This window comes from Desulfomicrobium orale DSM 12838 (assembly GCF_001553625.1).
Classification (GTDB): domain Bacteria; phylum Desulfobacterota; class Desulfovibrionia; order Desulfovibrionales; family Desulfomicrobiaceae; genus Desulfomicrobium; species Desulfomicrobium orale.
In genome coordinates, this window is sequence record NZ_CP014230.1 from 1,230,531 (window position 1) to 1,252,949 (window position 22,419).

The window sequence follows — 22,419 nt, forward strand, 5'->3', positions numbered from 1 at the left end:
TCTTAATATGAGAATAAAATTTAACTAGTTGTATGATAAAAATATATATTTATAGATAAATTACTTATGTTTCGTAGGACAATTGTAATTCTTGCTAATTCTATTAAACATAAAAAACATTGTGTTGCTGGTAAATGTGTCTCAACTAAGAAATGGATACGTCCTGTTTCAGATGAAACAGGCGGGGCGTTGAGTCGGAGTCAAGTTGCGTATCAGAATCCTTATGGAATATTCATTGCCAAACCATTACAAAAAATTTCAATAGGATTATTGAGGCAAGTCCCTCTTTTGCATCAACCTGAAAATTATCTTATTGATAACTCAGTGTGGACTCAAAATTTTAATATTCCATATACAGGCTTGAGTCAATTTTTGGACAATCCTAGTGACCTATGGGGGACTAGTGATAGGGTTGAGTATTTATCTATTGACTATGGTCTTGTTCAAATAATACAATCTCTATATTTAGTAGTTGTCAATAACTTGGTGTTTTATAAAAATATCAATAACAAAAGGAGAGCCTCATTTACATACAAAGAAAATATTTATGATCTTGCTGTAACAGATCCAAATTTTGATAGTCATGAAAATAATCAATATAGATCAAAAGTGATATGCGTCAGCTTGGGGTCGGTTTATAAAGGTTTCTGCTATAAATTAGTCGTAGCTATTTTTTAACAAGAGGATATTGTTTTGAATATATATACCATAGGGTTTACAAAAAAAAATGCTGAAACATTTTTTAGATTAATTAAATCTGCAAAAATAGCTAAATTAATAGATATTCGTCTAAACGCAGATTCTCAATTGGCTGGTTTTGCTAAAAAAAATGATTTAAGATTCTTTCTGCATGAGATATGTGGGACAGAATATTTTTATTTTCCTGAGTTCGCGCCAACAAAAGATATATTAGAGGATTACAAAAAAAACAGAATAAGTTGGGAAAAATATGAAGTTCGATACTTAGAGCTTATTGAAAAACGAAAACCAATAAAGAAAATTTTGCCAGAGTTTTTCGAAAATAGTTGTTTGTTATGCAGTGAACATGAGCCAATCAATTGTCACCGAAGATTAGCTGCTGAATATGTCAATATGTCTTTTAATGGTATATTTAAAATTAATCACCTATATTAAAATGAATAATATTCTAATCTTATATCCAGAGGAATTCAAGTGTGAGGCAAAGTTTTCAAGAAAAGTTTCGAATATTATACAGCGGATTGAAAATATAACTTTTTATTTTCCAAAAGACTCAAATAATTTTATTTTTAATTTTTCAAAAGAAAATAAATTAAAGCTAATAGAAGAAAAAAATTGGAGGGATTGTAGACTTACTCATGCGATAATTTTCGATGATAATGAGGTATTTAAGGATGAAACTAATTTTATAAAAAAAGAAAATATTCCACTTAGATTGATAAATATAAAAATTACTAGAGTTGTGAATATAAATAAAGATATACAATATAAAAATTTAAAAAGTACTCCTTCATATGAATATATTGGTCGAGGATCTTACTGGGGAAATCCGTATTCTATATATGAAGAAGGAGAAGACAGAGAGGAAGTTATTCGAAAATATAAATATGACTTTGATAATGATAAATTTCCAAACAAAGATAAATCTCAAGTCTATAAACTTTCTGGAAAGCGCCTTGGTTGTTTTTGTAAACCTGAACCATGCCACGGGGATGTATTAGCTGAGTACTTGAATTCTTGGGATGATGGAACATGACAAGAGTTATGGTCAATACAAGCAGCCTCTAATAAAAAGCGGCAGGACACTTCGCCTGCCGCTTTTTATCTTTAAAGCCAGCGTTCTCTATTTCAACATATTCGGATGGTGCAGTTCGGCATCCATTTCTTCGCGGTGGCAGACGGCGCAGTTGCCGCCCGCTCCGATGGGCCGTCTGTTCCCTTGGTAGCGCATGGGCTGGAGGGAATCCAGGCCGGAGTTGAAAGGATTGATGGCCGGGTGCTCGGCATGGGCGGAGCCGTGGCAGGCCTGGCACATGAGTCCGGCCTCGTCCACGCGGTTTTGGTACAGGTCGTCGTTTTCCGCCCACTGGTTGAAAGCCGTGACCTTGACGCTTTCGGGCCGCTCGAATTCCACGTGGCAGGCCAGACAGTCGGGCAGGCTGCTCCAGGGCGCGCGCGGGTTTATGTCCTCCACGGCGGAAACCAGCCGGGGTCGCAGGTGACGCATGAGCTTGTCGGCCTTGGGTTTGTCCTTTTCGGCCTGAAGCAGGCTCAGGGCATGGTCTTCCATGGTGCCGTGGCATCTGGCGCAGGATTCGCCGGGCTGTCTGGAGTGGGCTCCCCGGAAGCTGGCCGTGTAGCTGTCCGTGCCGGTGGCGTGGCAGGCATTGCAGGCTTCCGCGCCGTTCAGACCGGACAGGTAGTTGGCGTGGAAGCCGTGCATGGCCGCCGAGAGGCTCAGCAGCTCAGGCTTGCCGGGAGCGTCCGTCAGCGGGTCGGCGTGACAGCTCTGACAGCTCACGGGAGAGCCGCTTTCCGCTCGGGCCATGAGGGTGGTCTTGTGCCGCCGGTCGTGCTTGCGCAGCACATCCGAGGCCGTCCGGGCCGAGACGCCTATCACGCCGTCCCGGCTCCACGAACCGCCGTGACAGTTTTTACAGCCCAGTTCCGTGGACACGGGCACGGCCACCCCAGGAGTTCGCCGTCCTGACTGCGGGCCTCGATGGTGAAGACCGGGTAGGGGTTGGGCAGCCCTTCGCCATAAGGCAGGACGGGGATGTCTTCAGCTGTGAAAGTCCGCTGCCCGTCGAGAGTCATGGTGCCGGACATCCTCCGGCCCGTCAGCCCGGTGTCGGGAGGCAGGTCCTTGCCCGTAAGGCTGCGGGCGTGTTTCCAGAATTCGACCTGCCGGCTTGGATGCTCGAATCCGGCTGGTGCGGAGAAGGTCAGCACCACGTCGCGTCGCAGTCGGAGATGGTTTTCTGGCCCGGAACGCTCCAGGCGAGGAGAACATAGTCGTCCTCCTCGGGATCGAACGCCAGAACGGCCGGACGTATTTCGGGCCGGGCCGGGCGTTTCTCGCCGGAGGTTTCGGTCTGGCCGTTGATTTCCCGGGCCAGATAGGTGGCGCGCCGTGCGTTCCTGCCGGGTGCCCACGAAAACCGGCATGTACTCATAGACCTTGCCCATGCCGGAGATGAGGGCTTCAAAGCCCATGACGCCGATGCCCGCCGTGTATTTGCGGATATCCTTCATGGGTCCGCCGATGGAATGGCAGCTTGAGCACTGGCCGCGGAAGATTTCCCGACCGGCGTCCACCATGTTTTCCGCTGTGACGGTCTGATGGCGGTTCCAGCCGGAAGTCTTCAGGTATCCCGTGGCCGAGACGGCCTTTTCGGAACCCGCCAGAACGCCGTTGGAATACATGTAGCTGTGGATGAGGTAGGGTCTGCGTCCGGCTTCACGGGTCCACTCGAAGCAGACCATGTACATGAGCCCGATGACCAGAAGCGTGACAGCCACGGAATGCTTGGCCAGGGCGGGCATGCGCGCGGCCATGACCAGGCCTCCGGCGAAGAGCGCGGCGGAAATCAGGATGAAGCCCCGCAGGAAGGGGGCTATTTCCGGATTCGCGCCCAGAACCATGGCTTCCTGGGCTTCGGGCAGGGCATTTACATACCACCAGCCCGAGAGAAGCAGGATGGCGAAGGGCGCCAGAAGCCACAGAGCGCAGTGCCGGACCATGGCTTCGCGCAGGGCGGTTCCCTTTTCCCATGCGGCGGTGACGAAGCCGTACAGTCCGGCCAGCATGAAGACCAGACAGGTTCTGAAGACAAGGGCGGGCCAGAAGGAAGGGTTGAAGAATCCGTCCCAGAAATCCCGGGTGGAGAGCCAGTCGCCGGGAGTGAGCATGAAGCCGATGATGCCGTTGATCATGAACAGCGACATCCATCCGAAGAAGAAATACAGCCACCCGGCGGTCATGTGGGTCTGGGGCCGGATTTTGCCGAAGGTGTAGAAATAGACGAACAGGGCCACGATTTCACCCAGGAAGAAGACCCATTCTATGGCCCAGGCAAAGACGAATGTGTGGATGAGTTGCGCGGTAGCCGCCGGAGAGAGCAGGGAAATAGTGAACCAGATACCCACACCGGTGATGCCGCCAAGGACCATGGTCACCAGCAGGAAGAATTTGGTGTGGCGGCGGGTGTATTCCAGAATGCCCGGCGAATTCCGACGGTAGCCCATCCGTTCCGTCAGCACCAGAAAGAGGCCTCCGCCCACGGCGAAATGGGCGATATACACATGGAAGACGGCCATGGCGGCGATGAGCAGCCCGCCGCCCGCCCAGTGGAGTTCCCAGACCGGAAAATTCATGAGCGCACCTCCATGTCTCTGGCGACGGTTCTGAGGAGCCAGGCCAGAACGGCCAGTCCGGCGGCCAGGGTGAGAATGAAAAGGATCAGGGGTAGATATTCACCGGTCACCGTACGCTGGCCGACCTGAAAGTAGGGGGAGAGATAGGCGTCGCGGACCAGATCGCGCAGGTAGGCCATGAGGACCATGGTCATGAGCAGCAGCGTGGTGGTCAGGCGAACTCTTCGTTGCAGGGCGGTGCTGATGCTGACCATGCCAAGTACTGCGCCCAGGGCGAAAACCATGGTGTGCAGGGGGGCGCCGCCCAGCAGCAGATGCTTGACCCGTTCCGGCATGGCCCGGAGAAACCAGAGGCCGGTGGCCATCTGGGCCATGGTGGCGAAGGCGTACCAGTCCAGACCGTGGGCAATCCAGCGCGGGGCTTCGGGGGCGTTCTTCTTACAGTGCCAGACCAGGGACAGAAACAGCCCTCCCACGGCCACGGAGGAGACCACGATGTGCAGGTATCGGGGAATGAGGGTCGGCTCCCGGAAATGCAGGATGGTTCCCGCTGCGTTGTCGAAATAGGCGGTCCAGTCTTCGGGCACGAGCATGAGAGTCATGTTGTTGGTGAAGATGAAGGCCACGGTCAGCAGGCAGACAGCCGTCACCGCGGCGAACAGGGCCCGCATGGAACCCAGTGTCTCGTAGCGGAAGTCGTAGTAGTAGGCGCTGGCGTAGGCGGCGATGACAAGTCCCACAACGCTCAGCCAGTACACGGCCATGAGAGCACACTGCTGGTGTAGAGGAACTGGCCGTACAGGACCTGCAGAAAGAGCAGGGGCGCGACGCCGAAGTTTACGGCGATGGCCACAGTGAAAGGCAGTTTGCGGGAAATGTCCAGAGTCAGGGGTTCTGTCTCAGCCTTGCCGCGCAGATGATGGACCAGGGCGATGATGGCCGCGCCGAGCATGGCATTCATGACCAGCAGGTGAACGACGAAGGTCAGGATCTGGAACAGATAGAACCACATTGCTGTCCGGCTAAGCGATGTAATCTAACAGTGTGAAGTTATATGAATTATCGAATTTTCGTCGTCTGGGATTCAGGAGTTCATCCAAGGATGCCTCGCCGAGCAGGTTGAGTTGAATGAGCTGGAAGAGTTGCTGTACGGAGAGTCCGAGACGGCTGAGGAATTTCTGGTACGCGAGGAGCAGGTAAACCGTCAGGGCCGTGTAAATCTGGATCAGGACAGCGTTTTCCGAGTTGCCGACGAAGGTCTTTATGCGCAAATTTTGTTTGATTTCCTTGAAGAAGAGCTCGATTTGCCAGCGGTCTTTATAGATGTCGGCGATGGTTTTCGCCGAAAGCCGGAAATGGTTGGTCAAAAATTCGTAGTGTTTCCCGGTTTCCTGGTCACGATAGCCGATACGGCGCAAGCGTAAGGATTTTCCCCGGCTGGAGACTTCAATGATGTGATCGGAAGTAACGCCGGTCTTGCGATTCACGAGGCGGCGCTCCAGGAGTTTGAAAACGGCGTTGCGCTTGAGCCGGGTCACAAAAAAGACGCCCTTTGCCCCGAGGATCCGAAACCAGGGATAGCTGATGAAGCCCTTGTCAAAGACCACGATGGAGCCCCTGGGCAACTCCATAGCCTGAGCTATGCGGCTTTCATGGGTTTTGGCGTCGGTGACGGTTGCGAAAGCCGGGATATGGCCATCGTGATCCAGCAAGGTATGTACTTTGACGCCGCCCTTGGCCTGCCGAAACGAGGCCCAGGGAAAAAGCGACAGGCAAAGCTTTATGGTGGTGGCGTCCAGACTGAACAATTTGGATTTGAAACGGAATTTGTGCTTCGGGGCTTTTGCGGCGCACAGGCCGTACATCTCGGCGAACAGATCCTTGAAAAAGCCTACGGGGCGAGAATTGTTCGCGTCAGCAAAGGTCGAGCGGGCCACGTTTTTCAGTCCCCAGTGATACAGGCGGTTTCCCGCAGCCTCAAGGCAGCGCAGGCCATCGCGCATGGAACGTCTTGCGGCAAGCTGGATGAAGGCCATGACCGTGAACTGCTCCTTGAAACCGAATTGACGCGACGAGCGCCCGGTTTTGTGCCGTCTTTCGAGTTTCTGAAAAACATGTCTGGGAATCAGAGATAGCGTCTGGGAGAATAGTGTATTATGGTGACTCAAGTCCAGAATCTCCTTGTGTGGCAAGATGTTGTGGTGATTTCTTTTACCACACATCGCTGAGATTTTGGACTCTTTTCTTATCCCTTAGCCGGACAGCAATGATAGAACCATCCCCATTCCACGGGAATGGGCAGGTCACGGGGAATGAGGGTGGAGGGAACCATGGGCGTCTCCTGTTGCTATGTTATGGCGGATCCTTAGTGGACAGCTGTTACCCTGGTTACAGGGATTCGTCAAAATGAAACGTTCCGTGTTGTCGAGGAAACGCTTTGCCACGGGAGAATTGCGGGATAGAATGGAGGTAACTTCAACCTCGGCAAGCAGGAGGCGGTATGAAAAGGTTCATGCATTTCACGGTGGTGTGCTGTCTGGTATGTTTGGCTTCCGGTACTGCGCTGGCTCAGGACGTGCGCAAGACCCTGCCCGGTGATCTGACCTTGCGGCAGGCTCAGACCGTGCTGGCCGCAGCCTTGAAAAAGGCCGAGGAAATAAAGGTGCCCGTCAATATTGCAGTGGTCGATGCCGGGGGCAATCTGAAGGCATTTGCGCGAATGGACGACGCTTTTCTGGGCAGCATCGACATTGCCGCAAAGAAAGCCGTCACCGCGCGTTTTTTCAACATGTCCACAAGGGATTTGGGTAAGGCCTCCCAGCCGGGGCAGCCGCTCTACGGCATCGAAGTCAGTAACGGCGGGCTGGTTATTTTTGCGGGCGGCGTGCTGCTGACGGACAAGGCGGGAACCATTGCCGGTGCGGTGGGCGTGAGCGGCGGCACTGTGGATGAAGATGAAAGTATCGCCCTGGCCGGAGCCAAGGCTCTTAAGGATTGAAATCCATGACGTTCGGGCTGATTCGCCGCCGGGAATATCGGCCGGACTGAAATAGTGGTGCCTGAGACGTGATTTTACGCCGCGCGGCATGATTCGGCTGCAAATGGTCGGGCCGGAGCGCGTTTCCGGCCCTTTTGCGTTGTGGTCTGGAGGGGTACGCCCGGAGATCATTTCATTCCTTACCATTTTTGGAACCGCGCTTGGAGGAGAGCCTTCCGGCGCTGAAAACAATGCCGGAAAATGTTCTTTTTGGATCGCTCTTCAGGGCCAGTCCTCACGGCCGGCTCGGGCTCAAAGCCTTCTCCATCGGGGAAAATTTCAATATTTTATTTTTTATTTCAATTAATTATCTCCATTGCTGGAGTCGTGATTTTTTTCATTATCTCTTGACACAAGCCGAAAGGCTTGAATACTGGGAAGCAATTATTTTGTGCCCGTTTTTACAAATTAACGCGGTAGGAGGAGAGGACTGTGGCAAAATGCAAAAGCTGCGTGGTGCTGCCATTCCTGATCGGCTTGGTGGCATCGGTCGTGCTCGGCTGGTGGGGCTTTCCCGTGGTCCTGTACAGCCAGAAGACCCAGCCCATCCGGTTCGATCACGTCGTGCATGTGGATGGTCAGGTCATGGCCTGTGAAGACTGTCATGCGTTCCGGGAAGACGGCTCTTTCTCCGGGTTGCCCACCAGCGAGAACTGTATCGGCTGTCACGAGGAAGTGCAGGGCGAGGACCCGGAAGAGGCCAGATATGTGGCCGAATACGTGAAGAAAGGCCGGGAAGTGGAGTGGCTGGTGTATCAGAAGCAGCCCGACAATGTGTATTTTTCCCATGCCGCGCACAAGGACAAGTTCGAATGTACGGCCTGTCATCATGATCTGGCCAGCATGAGCACGCCGCCCGTCTACCGCGAAAACAGACTCACGGGCTACAGCAAGGACACCATGAAGATGTGGCAGTGTGAAGAGTGCCACGCCAAAAATGGCGCCAGCAACGCCTGTTTCGTGTGCCACAAGTAAGAGAGGAGTGGATTTACGATGGGAATCGATAGAAGAAGCTTTATTTCTTTGGTGGCTGGCGGCGCGGCGGGCAGTCTGTTCACGCCTGTGATATGGAAGACTCTGGATGATATTTCCATCTGGACCCAGAACTGGTCCTGGACTCCCCGTCTCAAGTACGGAGAGGAAGGCAAGGCTCCGGCGCTGTGCAAACTGGGCTCCGACGCTTACGGCATCAGGATAAAGACCATATCCGGGCGGCCCGTGGCGGCGGAAGGCAACCCCGATCATCCCCTGAGCCTGGGCGGGATCTGTCCTTTGGGAGCGGCCAGTGTGCAGCTCCTGTACAGCCCCTCGCGGATCAGGAATCCCAAACTGAGAGACGGCAACAGTTTCAGGGACATCGGTTGGGAAGAGGCAGAAAATCTTCTGGCTGAAAAGCTGAAATCCGCCGGGGCGGACATGGCCGTGATCAGCGGCGACGAGACGGGCTCTGTGACCGACGTGCTGGCCGGACTTGCGGCCAAGGCCGGTTCCGACAAGGTTTTTCTGATGCCGGGCGAGAGCGCTCCGGCGGCCGGAGCGCTGGCCATGTTCGGCGGCGACGGCCAGATCGGCTACGATGTGGAAAACGCCGGTTACGTGCTTTTGCTGGGCGCGGACATGCTGGAATCCTGGGGCAATGTCTGCCGCAACGGCAAGGCTTTCGCGGAGGGCCGGTCCAGAAATGCGCGGTATGTGTATGTCGGCCCCGCCCAGAACGGAACTTCGTCTGTGGCCGACGCCTGGGTCCCCTGTGCAGCGGGCATGGAGCCCGTTCTGGCCATGGGTATCGCGAACTGTCTCATCGCCACAGGCCGGGACCGCTCGGCCTGGCCCGGCTATGCCGATTTCGCCAGATTCGTGCAGACGGCGTATCCTCTGGAGAAGGTATCCGCAGCCACGGGCGTGAGCGAGGAAATGATCAAAGGTCTGGCCCGGGAGCTTATGCGGGCTGGCCGTCCGCTGGTGCTGAGCGCCGCCGGTTCCGGACAGGGTCTGGGCGCTTTCGAGGCTGGGGCGGGCATGTGCCTGAACGTGTTGCTTGAGCGGATCAACGTGGCGGGCGGCGTGCGCGTCCTGCCCTGGAACCCGCAGGTGATCGACGGCGCCATGGACCGCAAGACTCTGTTCGGAAACGACGTGACCGGGTATCTGACGGCCGTGGCCGACGGCGGCGCGGAAGCCCCCGCCCTGCTCATGGTTCACGGAGCCAATCCCGCGTATGCGCTGCCCAGCCTGTCCAAGGTTCTGAGTGCGCTGGACAAGGTCGGGTTTGTGATTTCCTTCAGCTCTTTCATGGACGAGACGGCGGCTCTGGCCGATCTCATTCTGCCCGACAGCTACGCTTTCGAGCGTCTGGACGACGCCTATTCACCCTACGGCTCCCCCCAGCCCAATTACACGGTGGCCGCGCCTGTCATCAAACCGGTGTTCGACACCCGGCCCGCTGGAGACGTGCTTCTGTCCGTGGCTGCGAAGGCCGGTCTGGAGCTTGGCTTTGAATCCTTCGAGGATGTGGTCAAGGCCAAGGCCGAAGTGTTAGGGGCGGACTTCGATGAAATGCTTGGCGGCGCGGCCTGGGTGGGTGAGGAATTCCCGGAACAGATGCTGGTCATGTGGACGGCTCCCCTGCGGGAAATCTCCGTTCCGGCGGCGGACGGCAAGCTTGCCCTCGCTCCCGTGACCCGGCTCAAGATCGGCAGCGCCAAAATGGCCACCCCGCCTTTCGGCACCAACGCCATCCGCTACGACGAGATGCTCGGAACGGACATGTACGTGCTGCTCAACGCCAGGACGGCCGGAAAGCTTGGCCTGAAACAGGACGACGCGGTCAAACTGGCCGCCTCAGGCGGTGAATGCCGGGCCTGCGTGCGCATCTTCGAAGGCGTGATGGATGACACCGTGGTCGCCCCCTTGGGCTTCGGCCACACCGCGTGGGATGATTTTTCCAAAGGCAAGGGAGACAACGTCCATAAACTGCTGGCCGCCGAAATCGAGGACGGAACCGGGTTGTCGCGGTTCGCCACGGCGCGGGTCACTGTGAGCAGGGCGTAGTTTTCCGGGCACCTGGAGAGAAGAAGAGGATATTATGCAAGCACCAGAATTCAAAGTAATGTGGGGCATGGCCGTCGATCTCGACAAATGCACCGGATGCGGAGCCTGTACCGTGGCCTGCAGGGCGGAAAACAACCTGCCCCCCGAAGTGGACGCCAGCAACAAGCTGCGTACCTGCGACTGGATGAATATTTACGAGCTTTCCAACGAGAAGCCCTTTCCGGACCATGAAGTGGCTTATCTGCCCCGGCCGTGCATGCAGTGCGGGCAGCCGTCGTGCTCCACGGTCTGCCCCGTGGTGGCTACACTGAAGGACGAGGAAGGGGGCATTGTCAGCCAGATCTATCCCCGCTGCATCGGCTGCCGGTACTGCATGGCCGCGTGTCCGTACCATGCCCGGTATTTCAACTGGTTTGATCCCGTCTGGCCCGAAGGCATGGAAAAGACGCTCACCCCCTATGCGTCGGCCAGACCCCGGGGCGTGGTGGAGAAGTGTACCTTCTGCCATCACCGGTTCATGGCCGCCAAGGAAAAGGCCCGCATGAACGGGGAGGACCCCACCAAGCTGCCCGAGGATGCCTACGTCCCGGCCTGCGCGGAAATCTGTCCTACGGGAGCCATCACCTTCGGAGACCTGAAAAATCCTGAACACAAAGTCGCCAAACTGGCGGCCAGCCCCCACGCATTCCGTCTTCTGGCCAGACTGGGCACGGAACCGCAGGTGTACTACTACTCCAAGCGGGAATGGGTGCGGAAGCTCGGGGATAATTACCTGAAGAATGCCAAGGGAGGAGACCATGTCTGATAGAGCATACTGGCCCGAAGGGGTGGAGCGCTGTTCCCTCGGAAAATTTCTGGCCTGGCTTGGGCTCATCGGTATTTTTCTGGCTTGGGGCGGCTATGGCGCATACCGCGTGCTGGGCACCGGCATCGGCGTGACGGGCCTGGACAACTATTTCGGGTTCGGCCTGTGGATCACCTTCGACCTCGCGGTCATCGCCCTGGGCGCGGGCGCGTTTTTTTCCGGATTTCTGCGCTACATCATCCGCATCGACGATCTCAAAAACGTGATCAATCTGGCCGTGATTGTCGGATTTCTGTGCTATTCCGGGGCCATGCTCATTCTGGTTCTGGACATCGGGCAGCCTCTGCGGGCTTGGTTCGGCTACTGGCATCCCAATGTCCATTCCATGCTGACGGAAGTCATCTTCTGCATCACCTGCTACTGCACGGTGCTCATCATTGAATACCTTCCGCTCATTCTGGAGAACCGGGTCATCAACAAAAACCGGTTCTGCCACCACTTGGCCCATAATTTTCACGTGTACATGCCGCTTTTCGCGGGCATCGGCACCTTTTTGTCCTTCTTCCACCAGGGCTCGCTGGGCGGCATGTACGGCGTGCTGTTCGGGCGGCCCTTCGTGTTCCGCGAAGGCTTTTTCATCTGGCCATGGACGTTCTTTTTGTTCATCGCCTCGGCCATCGCTTCCGGCCCGGCCTTCACCATGCTCTGCGCCACGCTCATGGAAACCATCTCCGGCCGCAAACTGCTCGGCTATGAAACCAAGAAACTGCTGGCCAAGATTTCCGGCCTGCTTCTGTGCTTCTACATCTTCTTCAAGATCATCGATACTTATGCTTGGGCCAAAGGCATTCTGCCGGGCATGGGGCTGACCTTCGACCAGATGTTCAGCAGTGAGCACGGATACGGCAAAAGCCTGCTCTGGCTGGAGCTTTTCTGGTTCGGCTTGTTGCCTGCGGTGATGCTGCTTCTGCCATCGGTACGCAATCGTCCGGTGCTCATGTATGCCGCGGCGGTCATGGCCGCCGTGGGCGTGACCATCAACCGGTTCGTGTTCACGGTGCAGGCTCTGGCCATCCCGGTCATGCCCTTTGACCGCTGGACCACCTACATTCCCAACTGGGCGGAATGGTCCACCACTCTCATGGTTGTGGCTTACGGCTTTCTGGTCATGAGCCTGTCCCACAGGTATCTGCCGATCTTTCCGCAGGAGGTGAAGCTGAACAGCTGATGCCGGCCTTGGCCGGTTCCGGGGCTGGACTCCGGCGCATAACCCCGCTTTCGGCGGGGTTTTTCATGTTTTTTATCGGGCGAGAAGCGAAGAAGAATGCGTCCCGCTTGACCCGAGGATTTATCCTGAGATAGAGTAAACTGACCTCCGAAAGGAAGCGGAGGTATTTTGGCCCTGAACACGAACTACCAGTCCAAGGAGGGACTCATGAAGAAAACTTTGCTTGCCGTTATGGCCGCCTTTTTCATTTCGTCCGTCGCGTACGCGGCCGATGGCGCGCATTGGGGCTATACCGGAAAGGAAGCCCCGGAAAACTGGGCCAAACTGAGCCCGGAATTTTCAGATTGTGCGGGGAAAAACCAGTCTCCTATCAATCTGACAGACTTTATTGATGCACAGCTCAATCCTCTCAAATTCGATTATAAAGCCGGGGGCAATGAAGTCATCAACAATGGGCACACCATCCAGGTCAATTACGCTCCCGGGAGTACAGTGACTATTGACGGCAAGGTTTTGAGCTGAAGCAGTTTCATTTTCATGCCCCGAGTGAAAGTCAGATCAACGGCAAATCTTTTCCTTTCGAGGCGCATTTGGTTCATATGGACCAAAATGGAAACATTGCGGTCATAGAATGTACACTGAAGGGAAAGAGAACAAGGCTCTCGCCGAATTCTGGTCCCGGATTCCGGAAAATGCCGGGGATTCGAAAAAGCTGGAAAAGATTGTCGACGCTTCGTTACTGTTGCCTGCGGACCAGAGTTACTATCGTTTCAACGGTTCATTGACCACGCCTCCTTGCACGGAGAGAGTGCTCTGGATCCTTTTCAAGGAGTCCGTATCCATTTCCAAGGAACAGGTCGAAAAGTTCGCCAAGATCATGAAGCATCCGAACAACCGCCCGGTACAGCCTGTAAACGCTCGGCCGGTTCTCCAATAAATTGAATCTCTGAAAGGGTATCTCAAATCAGCCTGCCGCCAGGTGCTGCTTCCGAATCTTCAACTTTGGAGCAACACCCGGCGGCAGGCTGATTCATTGCTGGCATCATCGATCGGTACAAAGGGAGAGCTTCTCCGTCTTGCGCTGCGGTTACGGGCTGAGTAGGTTTTTTTCACTATGCCATCGCCATGGAGAGGGACAGATATGCGCCGCTTCCTGCTGCCTCTGATTTGCGTCATGCTGGGTGTTCTGCCTGCCCACGCCTATGATTACCCATTCAAGGATCCGTATGCCGCCACCGTCATGGGTACGCTGCCGGAGGACGAGCTGCCTTTGAGTTCCGTCCGTCCGCCCGGGTTCAGGGATCTGAATCCGCTGCGGGATTTGGGGGCCGTGCGGGTGAGGGAAATCCTGATGCATGACCGCCCCGTCCCGGAGCTACTCTGGTATGACGATGCCCTGCAGTACTCCACGGCTCTGCAGCGCAGGCGCGCGCCTCTTCTTTTCGTTATCGCCGGCACCGGCTCTTCCTACGATTCCGCCAATTGCAGATATTTGCAGCAGGTTTTCCACAGGGCCGGATTCCATGTGGTGACCCTGTCCTCGCCCACGTATCCCAACTTTGTGGTCAGCACCTCTTCCACCCAGGTGCCGGGATTCATCCCTCAGGATGTGGCGGATTTATACCGCTGTATGAATGCCATCGCTGATGAGATCGGCCGGGACCAGATCATCTCCGTGAACCTGACGGGGTACAGCCTGGGAGGAACTCAGGCCGCTTTTCTGGCCGAGCTGGACTCGCGGGAGAAGCGTCTGGGATTTCGTAAAATCTTGATGATCAATCCGGCTGTGAACCTGATGGCATCGGCCATGCGGCTGGACCGCCTTCTTGCGGACAATGTGCGGGACCGGGCTGATGCGGCCCACAAGGTGGCCCATCTGGTGGAAGAGCTTTCCGCAGCCTACAAGTCGAGCAGCGAAGTCAATTTCGGTGATGATTTTCTGTATTCTCTCGGCGGACGCACGTTCACAGAGACGGAACTGAAAATACTCATTGGAGTGGCCTTCCGCGTTTCCCTGGCCAATATGGTGTTCACCAGCGATGTGTGCACCGGTGCCGGATACATCGCCCCTCGCGGGCACGCGGTGACCCGTGAGGAATCGCTTTCGTCCTATATGGATGCGGCTGTGGGAGTGACGTTCGAGGACTATGTGGAAGAATATCTGCTCCCGTTTCTCGCCTTCAAGGACCCATCCATGACCCGGGAAAGAGCCATTGCGGCGTGCAGCCTGGAAAGCATCGCGGCGTATCTGCGGAAAAGCTCTCACATCAAGGTCATGACCAATCGGGACGATCTCATCCTGACGAAGGAAGATCTTTCCTTTCTGAGCGCGACATTTGGCCCGAGGTTTAAGCTTTACCCGATAGGCGGGCATTGCGGAAATCTGCGCTACAGAGACAATGTGGCGGTTATGCTGGACTTCTTCCAGAAGTGAGGCTTTGCATGCGTTCATTTTTATGCTTTTTCGCACTTGTCTGTCTGGCCGCCTGCTCCACCACGTCTCAGCACAAACCGGGGGATTTTCAGGCTCCGGTTCAGCGGGGCCTGGAGGAGAATTCCACCATAGAGCGTCCGTTTCAGGTGAACGATCCGTGGGAAGGTTTCAACCGGAATATGTACCATTTCAACGCGCAGCTGGACCGTTATGTCTATCTGCCCGTAGTGCGCGTGTACGAACAGGTATTGCCGGACAGCGTGCAGAAGGGAATTTCCAACATATTCAACAACCTGAAAGAGATCCCCATCTTCGTGAATTCCGTTTTGCAGGGAAAGGCCAAGAAAGCCTCGGTCTCTCTGGGCCGGTTTATTTTCAACACGACCATCGGCCTTGGCGGCATCATGGACGTGCTGGGTAATGGCGGCATCCCGCAGGAAAATGAAGACTTCGGGCAGACTCTCGGCTTCTGGGGCGTACCGCCCGGACCGTATCTGGTGCTGCCCGTGTTCGGCCCTTCCAATATGCGCGATACGGCCGGACTTGTGCCCAACGCTGCCATGACCTTGAATCCGGCGGATTTCGTCTTTGATGGGCTGAGCTGGACAGTGCGGAGTTCCGCTTCTCTGGGTGTGTACGCTGTGTGGGCCGTGGACGCGCGGCATCAGATCAAGTTTCGCTACTATGAGACCGGAAGTCCTTTCGAGTACCAGCTGGTGCGTTTTCTTTACATGAAGAAGCGGGAACTGGATATTGCCAAATAATTTGAGCCGGTTTGACAAGATGCCTCCGCGATACGCCGCCCGGCTGATTTTGGCCGGGCGTTTGTATTTCCTGAAGGCAGGTGAGGCTTGCCCGCAGTGCAAAGTTTTTTTACGATGTTCCGTATTGGTCAAGTGTGAGTGAAAAAAGCTGAAGATTAGACTGGTTCAGGCTCAAAAGTAATTCGTTTTTTCACGATCTTTCTTTTACTCCGCTGATTTATTCACATGTCAAAAGTTTGGATTCGGGCTGGAGTAAGAAGCAGCCTCGTCCTTGGGAAGGTTAGCCGGTTTGTCCTTTGGTTGATCTGACTGGTTCGATTTTCGGAAATTCATGTGCCGGGAGCACATAGAAATAAGACTGCGGGGATTTTTCAGTATTCCCATGCGGGCCAACAAACAGGAGGGAATTGTTCATGGCGCAGGAGACAAACATTGTTGTAGATCGGGGGGAGAGTAAATTGTCCGATTTGTGGACAAAAGAGGATTATCTGGCCATCTGGCTGGGTTTTCTGGTCATTGCGGTATGCATCGGGGCCTATTTTTACGGCGGTCCCAAAGATGAAATTTCTCAGAAAATGGCTCCTCTGGACCAGATTCAGGCCGCTGAAAAGGAGAGAGCGCCTTTCAAGACCGTGGCTTGGCACAAGGCTCAGGATGACAAGGCCAAATTGCGGGGCTCCAGTACCGCCTTCGGCAAATTTGCCGGCCATTGGACGAAAAAGCCCGGCTCATGGAAAACCAATCCATTGGACTCGTTGGTCCGCACTGAAGCTCAGGCCAAGGCTTTGAACGAGAAGGCCATGCCCAAGTACGAAGCGGCCAAGGCCAAGGCTGCCGAATCGCTTGCGGCGGCCGAGGCGGCTGAAACGGCGGCCGCAGCCGCCGCATTCCAGGATCAGGCTCTGAACGACGACGCCACTGCCAAGATCTCCCAGTGGAGGGACGACCACAAGGCGGCGGGAGAGGCCAAGAAAAAGACGGAAAACAAAGCCCACAACTATATCCCGTCTTTGATCGTTCTTTTTCTCTTCCTGTCCGCTTTTTTTGGCGTGGGCATCGCGCTCATGGGCAAAAATGTGCCCGAGTTCGTCATGGGCTTTGTGGGCGTGTTTCTGGTGTCGATGCTGGCCTACATGCTGGGCGGGCAGGCCATCTCCAAGCAGTACGGCTTCGGTGCCGAGGCTTGGGGTGTGGTCCTGGGCATGCTTATCGCCAATACGGTGGGTACTCCGAGGTGGGTGCTGCCGGCCTGCCAGGTGGAGTTTTTCATTAAAACCGGTCTGGTTCTTTTGGGTGCGGAAGTTCTTTTCAACAAGATCGTGGCCATTGGTATCCCCGGTATTTTCGTGGCCTGGGTAGTGACACCCATCGTTTTGGTGTGCACATACATCTTCGGGCAGACTGTGTTGAAGATGCCTTCCAAGACTCTGAACATCGTCATTTCCGCTGACATGTCCGTGTGCGGTACTTCCGCCGCCATCGCCACGGCAGCCGCCTGCCGGGCCAAGAAGGAGGAGCTGACTCTGTCCATAGGTCTGTCCCTGGTCTTCACAGCGATCATGATGATTGCCATGCCCGCCTTTATCAAGGCTGTGGGCATGCCGGAGGTCCTGGGTGGTGCCTGGATGGGCGGCACCATTGACTCCACCGGTGCAGTGGCCGCTGCGGGTGCTTTTCTGGGACAGAAGGCCATGTATGTGGCCGCGACCATCAAGATGATTCAGAATGTCATGATCGGCGTGACGGCCTTCTGCGTGGCCGTGTACTGGTGCACGCGCGTGGATGTGCAGGCTGGCCGTACCGTAGGGGCTGGAGAAATCTGGAACCGCTTCCCCAAGTTCGTGCTGGGCTTTATCGCCGCGTCCATCCTCTTTTCGATTCTCGATGCGAGTCTGGGTAAGGACATGGGTTCCGCCCTGATCGATCACGGCGTAGTACGTGGAGGTACGCGCCTGTTGCGTGACTGGTTCTTTGCTCTGTCCTTTGCGGCTATCGGCCTTTCCACTAATTTCCGGGAGTTGGCCAAGTACTTCAAGGGCGGCAAGCCGGTTATTCTGTATGTCTGCGGCCAGAGCCTCAACCTCTGCCTGACGCTGGCCATGGCTTATGTCATGTTCTACCTTGTATTCCCCGAGATCACTGCCAAGATCTGAACCGTCAACCAAACCCATGCCGGGAGGTAACCACCTCCCGGCATGTTCAAGGCCTTTTCCCATGTTTGAAAAATCTCTGCTGGTCCGATTGAAAAACTTCGTTCTCGCCTTGGGAACATCCCTTGTCATTGTTTATGTTTTTCTGCCTTTTCTGACCCGCTCATGCGGTGCTCTGACCACCATGGCCCGCCATTTGGATCAGACCGGCATTGATCCCAGCCGCTATTACTACACTGATGTGGAGCAGGTGGACGAAGGAGAGCGCTATCTGCGTGGAGCCTTGGAAGAGAACTGATGAACCCACGCATAAGCCTGTTGTCGTAAAATTTTCCCCTCGTTCTGTTCAACCTGCTCGGCTTTTTCGCTTTATTCCCATCATAATTGGCTGGTGTTCCTAGCTCGTAACAAGAGGGCATGTATGGAAATGCTCCGTTTGCTCCTGCCTTGGCGAGTGAGGCTGGATATCGCTGAGCATGAAGGGGAATCTTGATGATGAGATAATGTCGAGAGGCGAATAAAGCGCTTGTTCTCTGCTAAATTAGGAGGCTGTTTTTTCGGACGGGACTGGGTGAGATGATGGCTGGGCGACTAGGATTCGAACCTAGATTAACGGAGTCAGAGTCCGCTGTCCTGCCGTTGAACGATCGCCCAAGATGGCGTCCCCAAGGGGATTTGAACCCCTGTTATCGGCGTGAAAGGCCGGTGTCCTGGACCTAGCTAGACGATGGGGACAAGCTGTGCAGATAGAAAAGTGGCGTCCCCAAGGGGGTTTGAACCCCTGTTAGCGGCGTGAGAGGCCGCCGTCCTAGGCCACTAGACGATGGGGACGCATTGGTGGGCCGTGAAGGGATCGAACCTTCGACTCTCTGCTTAAAAGGCAGATACTCTACCGTCTGAGTTAACGGCCCCTGCTAAGGAGAATCGTCTCTATAGAGGGCGCTTTTTCTTGTCAAGTCGGAATTCAGCGATTCCGGGCTTCGATGCACTGCAGTCCGCCCATATAGGGGCGCAATGCTTCCGGAATGGCAATGGAACCGTCTTCCTGCTGGTAGTTTTCCAGGATGGCGACCATGGTCCGGCCTATGGCCAGCCCTGAGCCGTTCAGAGTGTGCACGAACTGGCTTTTTTTGCTTCCTGCGGGCTTGAAGCGGATGCCAGCACGCCGGGCCTGAAAATCCTCGAAGTTGGAGCAGGAAGAAATTTCCCGGTATTTTCCCTGGCCTGGCAGCCAGACTTCGATGTCATAGGTTTTGGCCGAGGAAAATCCCAGATCGCCGGAGCATAACGTGACCACGCGGTAATGCAGCCCCAGCTTCTGCAGGATGCTTTCGGCGTGACCGAGCAGTTTTTCCAGTTCTTCGAAAGACGATTCCGGATGGGCGAAGCGGACCAGTTCCACTTTGTCGAACTGATGCTGGCGGATCATGCCGCGCGTGTCCTTGCCGTAGGAGCCAGCCTCCGATCTGAAGCAGGGGGTGAAAGCGCACAAGGCCAGGGGCAGATCCGCTTCGGACAGAGTGGCTTCGCGGTAGATGTTGGTCAGGGGCACTTCGGCCGTGGGAATAAGATAGTAATTTGTGTTTGTTATGTGGAAGAGGTCTTCCTCGAACTTCGGCAGCTGGCCGGTGCCTGTGAGGGATTCACGGTTGACGATGACTGGCGGCATGACTTCGGCGTAGCCGTTTTCTCCGGTCTGCACGTCGAGCATGAAGCTGATCAGGGCGCGCTCCATGCGCGCGGCCCAGCCTTTGAGGAGCACGAAGCGGCTGCCTGTGATTTTGGCCGCGGTTTCAAAATCGAGTCCCCCCAAAGCCGCGCCGAGTTCGTCATGCTCCTTGGGCGCGAAGGACATGCTGGGTTTCTCGCCCCAGACTTTGATTTCAAGATTGTCTTCATCGCTTGCGCCCTCGGGTACGGAAAGATGCGGGACGTTGGGTATGGACAGCAGCCAGTCCGTGGTCTGCTGATCGATGACTTTCAATGCGTCGTCCAGCTCTTTGATCCGGGCGGACATGGCTCCCAGTTCGGCCATGAGTTCCTCAGAAGTCTGCCCGTCCTTCTTCATGCGGCTTACTTCCGTGGAAGCCTGATTGCGGCGGGCCTTGAGCCCTTCGGTTTCCAGAAGCAGATCGCGGCGTTTCTGATCGATGGCCAGAAACTGGTCCAGCTGCAGGGTGCTGCGGCGTTTGCGCAGGCTTTCCCTTACGGCACCGGGGTTGGAGCGGATGAATTTGATATCCAGCATGGAAATGTCCTCGGTATGTATGCGGAGAGTTCGGGTATCTGAAAGGAGTCTTTGCATACCGAGCCTTCGGGTGAAGCTCAAGTGCGCCGGAGGCGATGATTTTTTTCGGACCTTCCCTTGACTTCACTTTCCGAGGGATTATTTGCCCCTCTGTCTCAAGCCTCTGGTTGCGCGAGCGCTGTCAGGGCTGGCGCTCTTCCTTGGAGAAGAATGCTGAATTTTTTTATACCGAAGGAATATCTCAACATTTTGGAGGAAAAGATGAAACTCAAACCACTGCACGACCGCATTTTGGTCAAGCGTCTTGAAGAGGAGCAGGTTACCAAAGGCGGCATTATCATCCCGGACTCCGCCAAGGAAAAGCCCATCAAGGGCGAGGTGGTCGCTGCCGGTCCCGGCAAGACCGCCGATGATGGCAAGCTCGTGCCCATGGGTGTGAAGCCCGGCGACAAGGTCATCTTCAACAAATATGCCGGCACCGAAGTGAAGATCGATGGTGAAGAACTCCTCATCATGCGCGAGGACGACGTTCTGGCCGTGATCGAAGGTTGCTGCAGCAGCTGCAAGAAATAACTTTAAGGAGACGAGAAGATATGGCTTCCAAAATTATCAAATTCGACGCCAAGGCCCGTGAAAAACTGAAAAAAGGCGTGGATACCCTGGCCGATGCGGTGAAAGTGACCCTCGGACCCAAGGGCCGTAACGTGGTTATCGAGAAATCCTTCGGTTCGCCCATCATCACCAAGGACGGCGTGACCGTGGCCAAAGAGGTCGAACTGGAAGACAAGTTCGAGAACATGGGTGCGCAGATGGTCAAGGAAGTGGCCTCCAAAACTTCCGACATCGCTGGCGACGGCACCACCACCGCCACCATTCTGGCTCAGGCCATTTTCTCCGAAGGAGTGAAGCTGGTGGCCGCCGGACGCAACCCCATGGCCATCAAGCGCGGCATCGACAAAGGCGTCGAGGCCATCACCAAGAGCTTGGACAAACTGGCCAAGCCCACCCGCGATCAGAAGGAAATCGCTCAGGTCGGCACCATTTCCGCCAATAACGACGCGACCATCGGCAATATCATCGCCGAGGCCATGGGCAAGGTCGGCAAGGAAGGCGTGATCACCGTCGAGGAAGCCAAAGGGCTGGAAACCAATCTGGATGTCGTGGAAGGCATGCAGTTCGACCGCGGCTATCTGTCTCCTTATTTCGTGACCAATCCCGACAAGATGGTCTGCGAAATGGATTCCCCGCTGATCCTCATCAACGAAAAGAAGATTTCCAACATGAAGGAGCTGCTCCCGGTTCTGGAGCAGGTGGCCAAGCTGGGCAAGCCGCTGGTCATCGTCGCCGAGGACATCGAGGGCGAAGCCCTGGCCACTCTGGTCGTGAACAAGCTGCGCGGCACCCTGCAGGTGGTGGCGGTGAAGGCTCCCGGCTTTGGCGAGCGCCGCAAGGCCATGCTTCAGGATATCGCCATCCTGACGGGCGGCGAAGTGGTCTCCGAGGATCTGGGCGTGAAGCTTGAGAGCATCACCCTGAATCAGCTGGGCTCGGCCAAGCGCGTGGTCATCGACAAGGAAAACACGACCATTGTGGACGGTGCCGGTGAGGCCGAGGCCATCAAGGCCCGGGTGAAGCAGATCAGAAACGAGATCGAGGAAACCACCTCCGACTACGACCGTGAGAAGCTTCAGGAGCGCTTGGCCAAGATCGTCGGCGGTGTGGCCGTGATCAATGTGGGCGCGGCCACTGAAACGGAGATGAAGGAAAAGAAGGCGCGCGTGGAAGACGCCCTGAACGCTACCCGCGCGGCCGTGGAAGAGGGCATTGTGCCCGGCGGTGGCGTGGCTCTGGTGCGCTGCCAGCCTTCTCTGGACGCCGTGAAGCCTGCCGATGACGACGAAGCCGCCGGCGTACAGGTTATCCGCCGGGCCATTGAGGAGCCCATCCGTCAGATCTGCGGCAACGCCGGTCTGGAAGGTGCGGTGGTCATCGACAAGGTGCGCGCGGGCAAGGACGACTACGGCTATAACGCTGCTACCGACGAATTCGAAGACCTGCTCAAGTCCGGCGTCATCGATCCCAAGAAGGTGACTCGCATCGCCCTGCAGAACGCCGCTTCCGTGGCTTCCCTGCTGCTGACCACGGAATGCGCCATTGCCGAAAAGCCCGAAGAGAAGCCCGCTCCGGCCATGCCCGGCGGCGGCATGGGTGGTATGGGCGGCATGTACTAAGTCGTCCCGGGAACCGGGATACCGTTTTCACGAATCGCGAGCCCTCGCCGATAGCTGTCGGCGGGGGCTTTTTTTGGAGATGATCCGCCATGTTGGGCGGACAGTTTATTTCCGG

General features: G+C 55.4%; 22 protein-coding genes and 4 tRNA genes. 16 read left to right on the forward strand and 10 right to left on the reverse strand.

The features are described from left to right. Positions 1 to 66 precede the first annotated feature (66 nt). From AXF15_RS13445 to AXF15_RS13455, 3 genes are read left to right on the forward strand one after another with little or no spacing between them, the layout of a single operon-like run. Positions 67 to 678 (forward strand): dual OB domain-containing protein, encoded by a 612-nt coding sequence (locus AXF15_RS13445; protein ID WP_083517889.1) that lies wholly within the window; start codon positions 67 to 69, stop codon positions 676 to 678. Between the two features lie 15 nt (positions 679 to 693). Next, the gene (locus AXF15_RS13450; protein WP_083517890.1) at positions 694 to 1,134 is read left to right on the forward strand and encodes a DUF488 domain-containing protein; all 441 of its coding nucleotides are present in this window, start codon (positions 694 to 696) and stop codon (positions 1,132 to 1,134) included. A gap of 1 nt (position 1,135) precedes the next feature. After that, positions 1,136 to 1,735 (forward strand): DUF4326 domain-containing protein, encoded by a 600-nt coding sequence (locus AXF15_RS13455; RefSeq protein WP_083517891.1) that lies wholly within the window; start codon positions 1,136 to 1,138, stop codon positions 1,733 to 1,735. Between the two features lie 87 nt (positions 1,736 to 1,822). Here the strand turns inward: AXF15_RS13455 and AXF15_RS14535 are convergent, their stop codons facing one another. The 5 genes from AXF15_RS14535 to AXF15_RS05560 are packed head-to-tail and all read right to left on the reverse strand — an operon-like array spanning position 1,823 to position 6,578. Further along, positions 1,823 to 2,662, reverse strand: coding sequence for a multiheme c-type cytochrome (locus tag AXF15_RS14535; protein WP_236884838.1), 840 nt, complete (start codon positions 2,660 to 2,662; stop codon positions 1,823 to 1,825). Continuing rightward, entirely contained in the window at positions 2,596 to 4,356 is a 1,761-nt protein-coding gene (locus AXF15_RS05545) for a cytochrome ubiquinol oxidase subunit I (protein WP_083517892.1), read from the reverse strand. The genes AXF15_RS14535 and AXF15_RS05545 overlap by 67 nt, the downstream gene beginning before the upstream one ends. Beyond that, entirely contained in the window at positions 4,353 to 5,120 is a 768-nt protein-coding gene (locus tag AXF15_RS05550; RefSeq protein ID WP_066604460.1) for a hypothetical protein, read from the reverse strand. The genes AXF15_RS05545 and AXF15_RS05550 overlap by 4 nt, the downstream gene beginning before the upstream one ends. Further along, positions 5,102 to 5,368 carry a hypothetical protein gene (locus AXF15_RS05555; RefSeq protein ID WP_066604462.1) on the reverse strand — a complete coding sequence of 89 codons (267 nt, stop codon included), beginning with the start codon at positions 5,366 to 5,368 and terminating at the stop codon, positions 5,102 to 5,104. The genes AXF15_RS05550 and AXF15_RS05555 overlap by 19 nt, the downstream gene beginning before the upstream one ends. Positions 5,369 to 5,378: 10 nt before the next feature. Next, positions 5,379 to 6,578, reverse strand: a complete 1,200-nt coding sequence (locus AXF15_RS05560; protein ID WP_236884767.1) for an IS4 family transposase — start codon at positions 6,576 to 6,578, stop codon at positions 5,379 to 5,381. Between the two features lie 278 nt (positions 6,579 to 6,856). Between AXF15_RS05560 and AXF15_RS05565 the strand changes: the two genes are divergently transcribed. From AXF15_RS05565 to AXF15_RS05610, 11 genes are all read left to right on the forward strand, one after another. Next, on the forward strand, positions 6,857 to 7,354 hold the full coding sequence (locus AXF15_RS05565) for a GlcG/HbpS family heme-binding protein (RefSeq protein ID WP_066604465.1): 498 nt from the start codon (positions 6,857 to 6,859) through the stop codon (positions 7,352 to 7,354). Between the two features lie 471 nt (positions 7,355 to 7,825). Next, positions 7,826 to 8,368, forward strand: a complete 543-nt coding sequence (qrcA, locus tag AXF15_RS05570) for a menaquinone reductase multiheme cytochrome c subunit QrcA (protein ID WP_066604470.1) — start codon at positions 7,826 to 7,828, stop codon at positions 8,366 to 8,368. Positions 8,369 to 8,386: 18 nt separating this feature from the next. Then, on the forward strand, positions 8,387 to 10,444 hold the full coding sequence (gene qrcB / locus AXF15_RS05575) for a menaquinone reductase molybdopterin-binding-like subunit QrcB (RefSeq protein WP_066604474.1): 2,058 nt from the start codon (positions 8,387 to 8,389) through the stop codon (positions 10,442 to 10,444). Between the two features lie 34 nt (positions 10,445 to 10,478). After that, on the forward strand, positions 10,479 to 11,249 hold the full coding sequence (gene qrcC, locus AXF15_RS05580; protein WP_066604478.1) for a menaquinone reductase iron-sulfur cluster-binding subunit QrcC: 771 nt from the start codon (positions 10,479 to 10,481) through the stop codon (positions 11,247 to 11,249). After that, positions 11,242 to 12,477, forward strand: coding sequence for a menaquinone reductase integral membrane subunit QrcD (gene qrcD / locus AXF15_RS05585; protein WP_151192297.1), 1,236 nt, complete (start codon positions 11,242 to 11,244; stop codon positions 12,475 to 12,477). Before qrcC ends, qrcD begins: the two co-directional genes overlap by 8 nt. 207 nt (positions 12,478 to 12,684) lie before the next feature. Then, positions 12,685 to 12,999 (forward strand): carbonic anhydrase family protein, encoded by a 315-nt coding sequence (locus tag AXF15_RS14345; RefSeq protein WP_211259015.1) that lies wholly within the window; start codon positions 12,685 to 12,687, stop codon positions 12,997 to 12,999. A 109-nt stretch (positions 13,000 to 13,108) separates the two neighbouring features. Beyond that, on the forward strand, positions 13,109 to 13,414 hold the full coding sequence (locus AXF15_RS14830; protein WP_211259016.1) for a carbonic anhydrase family protein: 306 nt from the start codon (positions 13,109 to 13,111) through the stop codon (positions 13,412 to 13,414). Positions 13,415 to 13,618: 204 nt separating this feature from the next. Continuing rightward, positions 13,619 to 14,911, forward strand: a complete 1,293-nt coding sequence (locus AXF15_RS05595) for an alpha/beta fold hydrolase family protein (protein ID WP_066604487.1) — start codon at positions 13,619 to 13,621, stop codon at positions 14,909 to 14,911. An 8-nt stretch (positions 14,912 to 14,919) separates the two neighbouring features. After that, entirely contained in the window at positions 14,920 to 15,675 is a 756-nt protein-coding gene (locus tag AXF15_RS05600; protein ID WP_066604490.1) for an MlaA family lipoprotein, read from the forward strand. Between the two features lie 413 nt (positions 15,676 to 16,088). Next, positions 16,089 to 17,828 carry a YeiH family protein gene (locus AXF15_RS05605; protein ID WP_066608702.1) on the forward strand — a complete coding sequence of 580 codons (1,740 nt, stop codon included), beginning with the start codon at positions 16,089 to 16,091 and terminating at the stop codon, positions 17,826 to 17,828. 61 nt (positions 17,829 to 17,889) lie between these two features. Next, positions 17,890 to 18,123, forward strand: coding sequence for a hypothetical protein (locus tag AXF15_RS05610; RefSeq protein ID WP_066604495.1), 234 nt, complete (start codon positions 17,890 to 17,892; stop codon positions 18,121 to 18,123). Positions 18,124 to 18,405: 282 nt separating this feature from the next. Here AXF15_RS05610 and AXF15_RS05615 read toward each other — a convergent pair. From AXF15_RS05615 to serS, 5 genes are all read right to left on the reverse strand, one after another. Beyond that, positions 18,406 to 18,479: transfer RNA gene (locus AXF15_RS05615), tRNA-Gln, on the reverse strand. A gap of 3 nt (positions 18,480 to 18,482) precedes the next feature. Continuing rightward, positions 18,483 to 18,560 (reverse strand) — tRNA-Glu (locus AXF15_RS05620). 20 nt (positions 18,561 to 18,580) lie between these two features. Next, positions 18,581 to 18,656, reverse strand: a tRNA-Glu gene (locus tag AXF15_RS05625). Between the two features lie 4 nt (positions 18,657 to 18,660). After that, positions 18,661 to 18,736 (reverse strand) — tRNA-Lys (locus AXF15_RS05630). A 53-nt stretch (positions 18,737 to 18,789) separates the two neighbouring features. Continuing rightward, positions 18,790 to 20,073 carry a serine--tRNA ligase gene (gene serS, locus AXF15_RS05635; RefSeq protein WP_066604498.1) on the reverse strand — a complete coding sequence of 428 codons (1,284 nt, stop codon included), beginning with the start codon at positions 20,071 to 20,073 and terminating at the stop codon, positions 18,790 to 18,792. Between the two features lie 261 nt (positions 20,074 to 20,334). On the opposite strand from serS, the gene groES reads away from it, so the two are divergent. Together groES and groL are read left to right on the forward strand one after the other, a co-directional pair. Beyond that, positions 20,335 to 20,646 carry a co-chaperone GroES gene (gene groES, locus AXF15_RS05640; protein ID WP_066608705.1) on the forward strand — a complete coding sequence of 104 codons (312 nt, stop codon included), beginning with the start codon at positions 20,335 to 20,337 and terminating at the stop codon, positions 20,644 to 20,646. Positions 20,647 to 20,666: 20 nt separating this feature from the next. Continuing rightward, complete coding sequence (gene groL, locus AXF15_RS05645) at positions 20,667 to 22,304, forward strand: chaperonin GroEL (RefSeq protein WP_066604501.1); 1,638 nt, start codon at positions 20,667 to 20,669, stop codon at positions 22,302 to 22,304. The last annotated feature ends 115 nt before the right edge of the window (positions 22,305 to 22,419 follow it).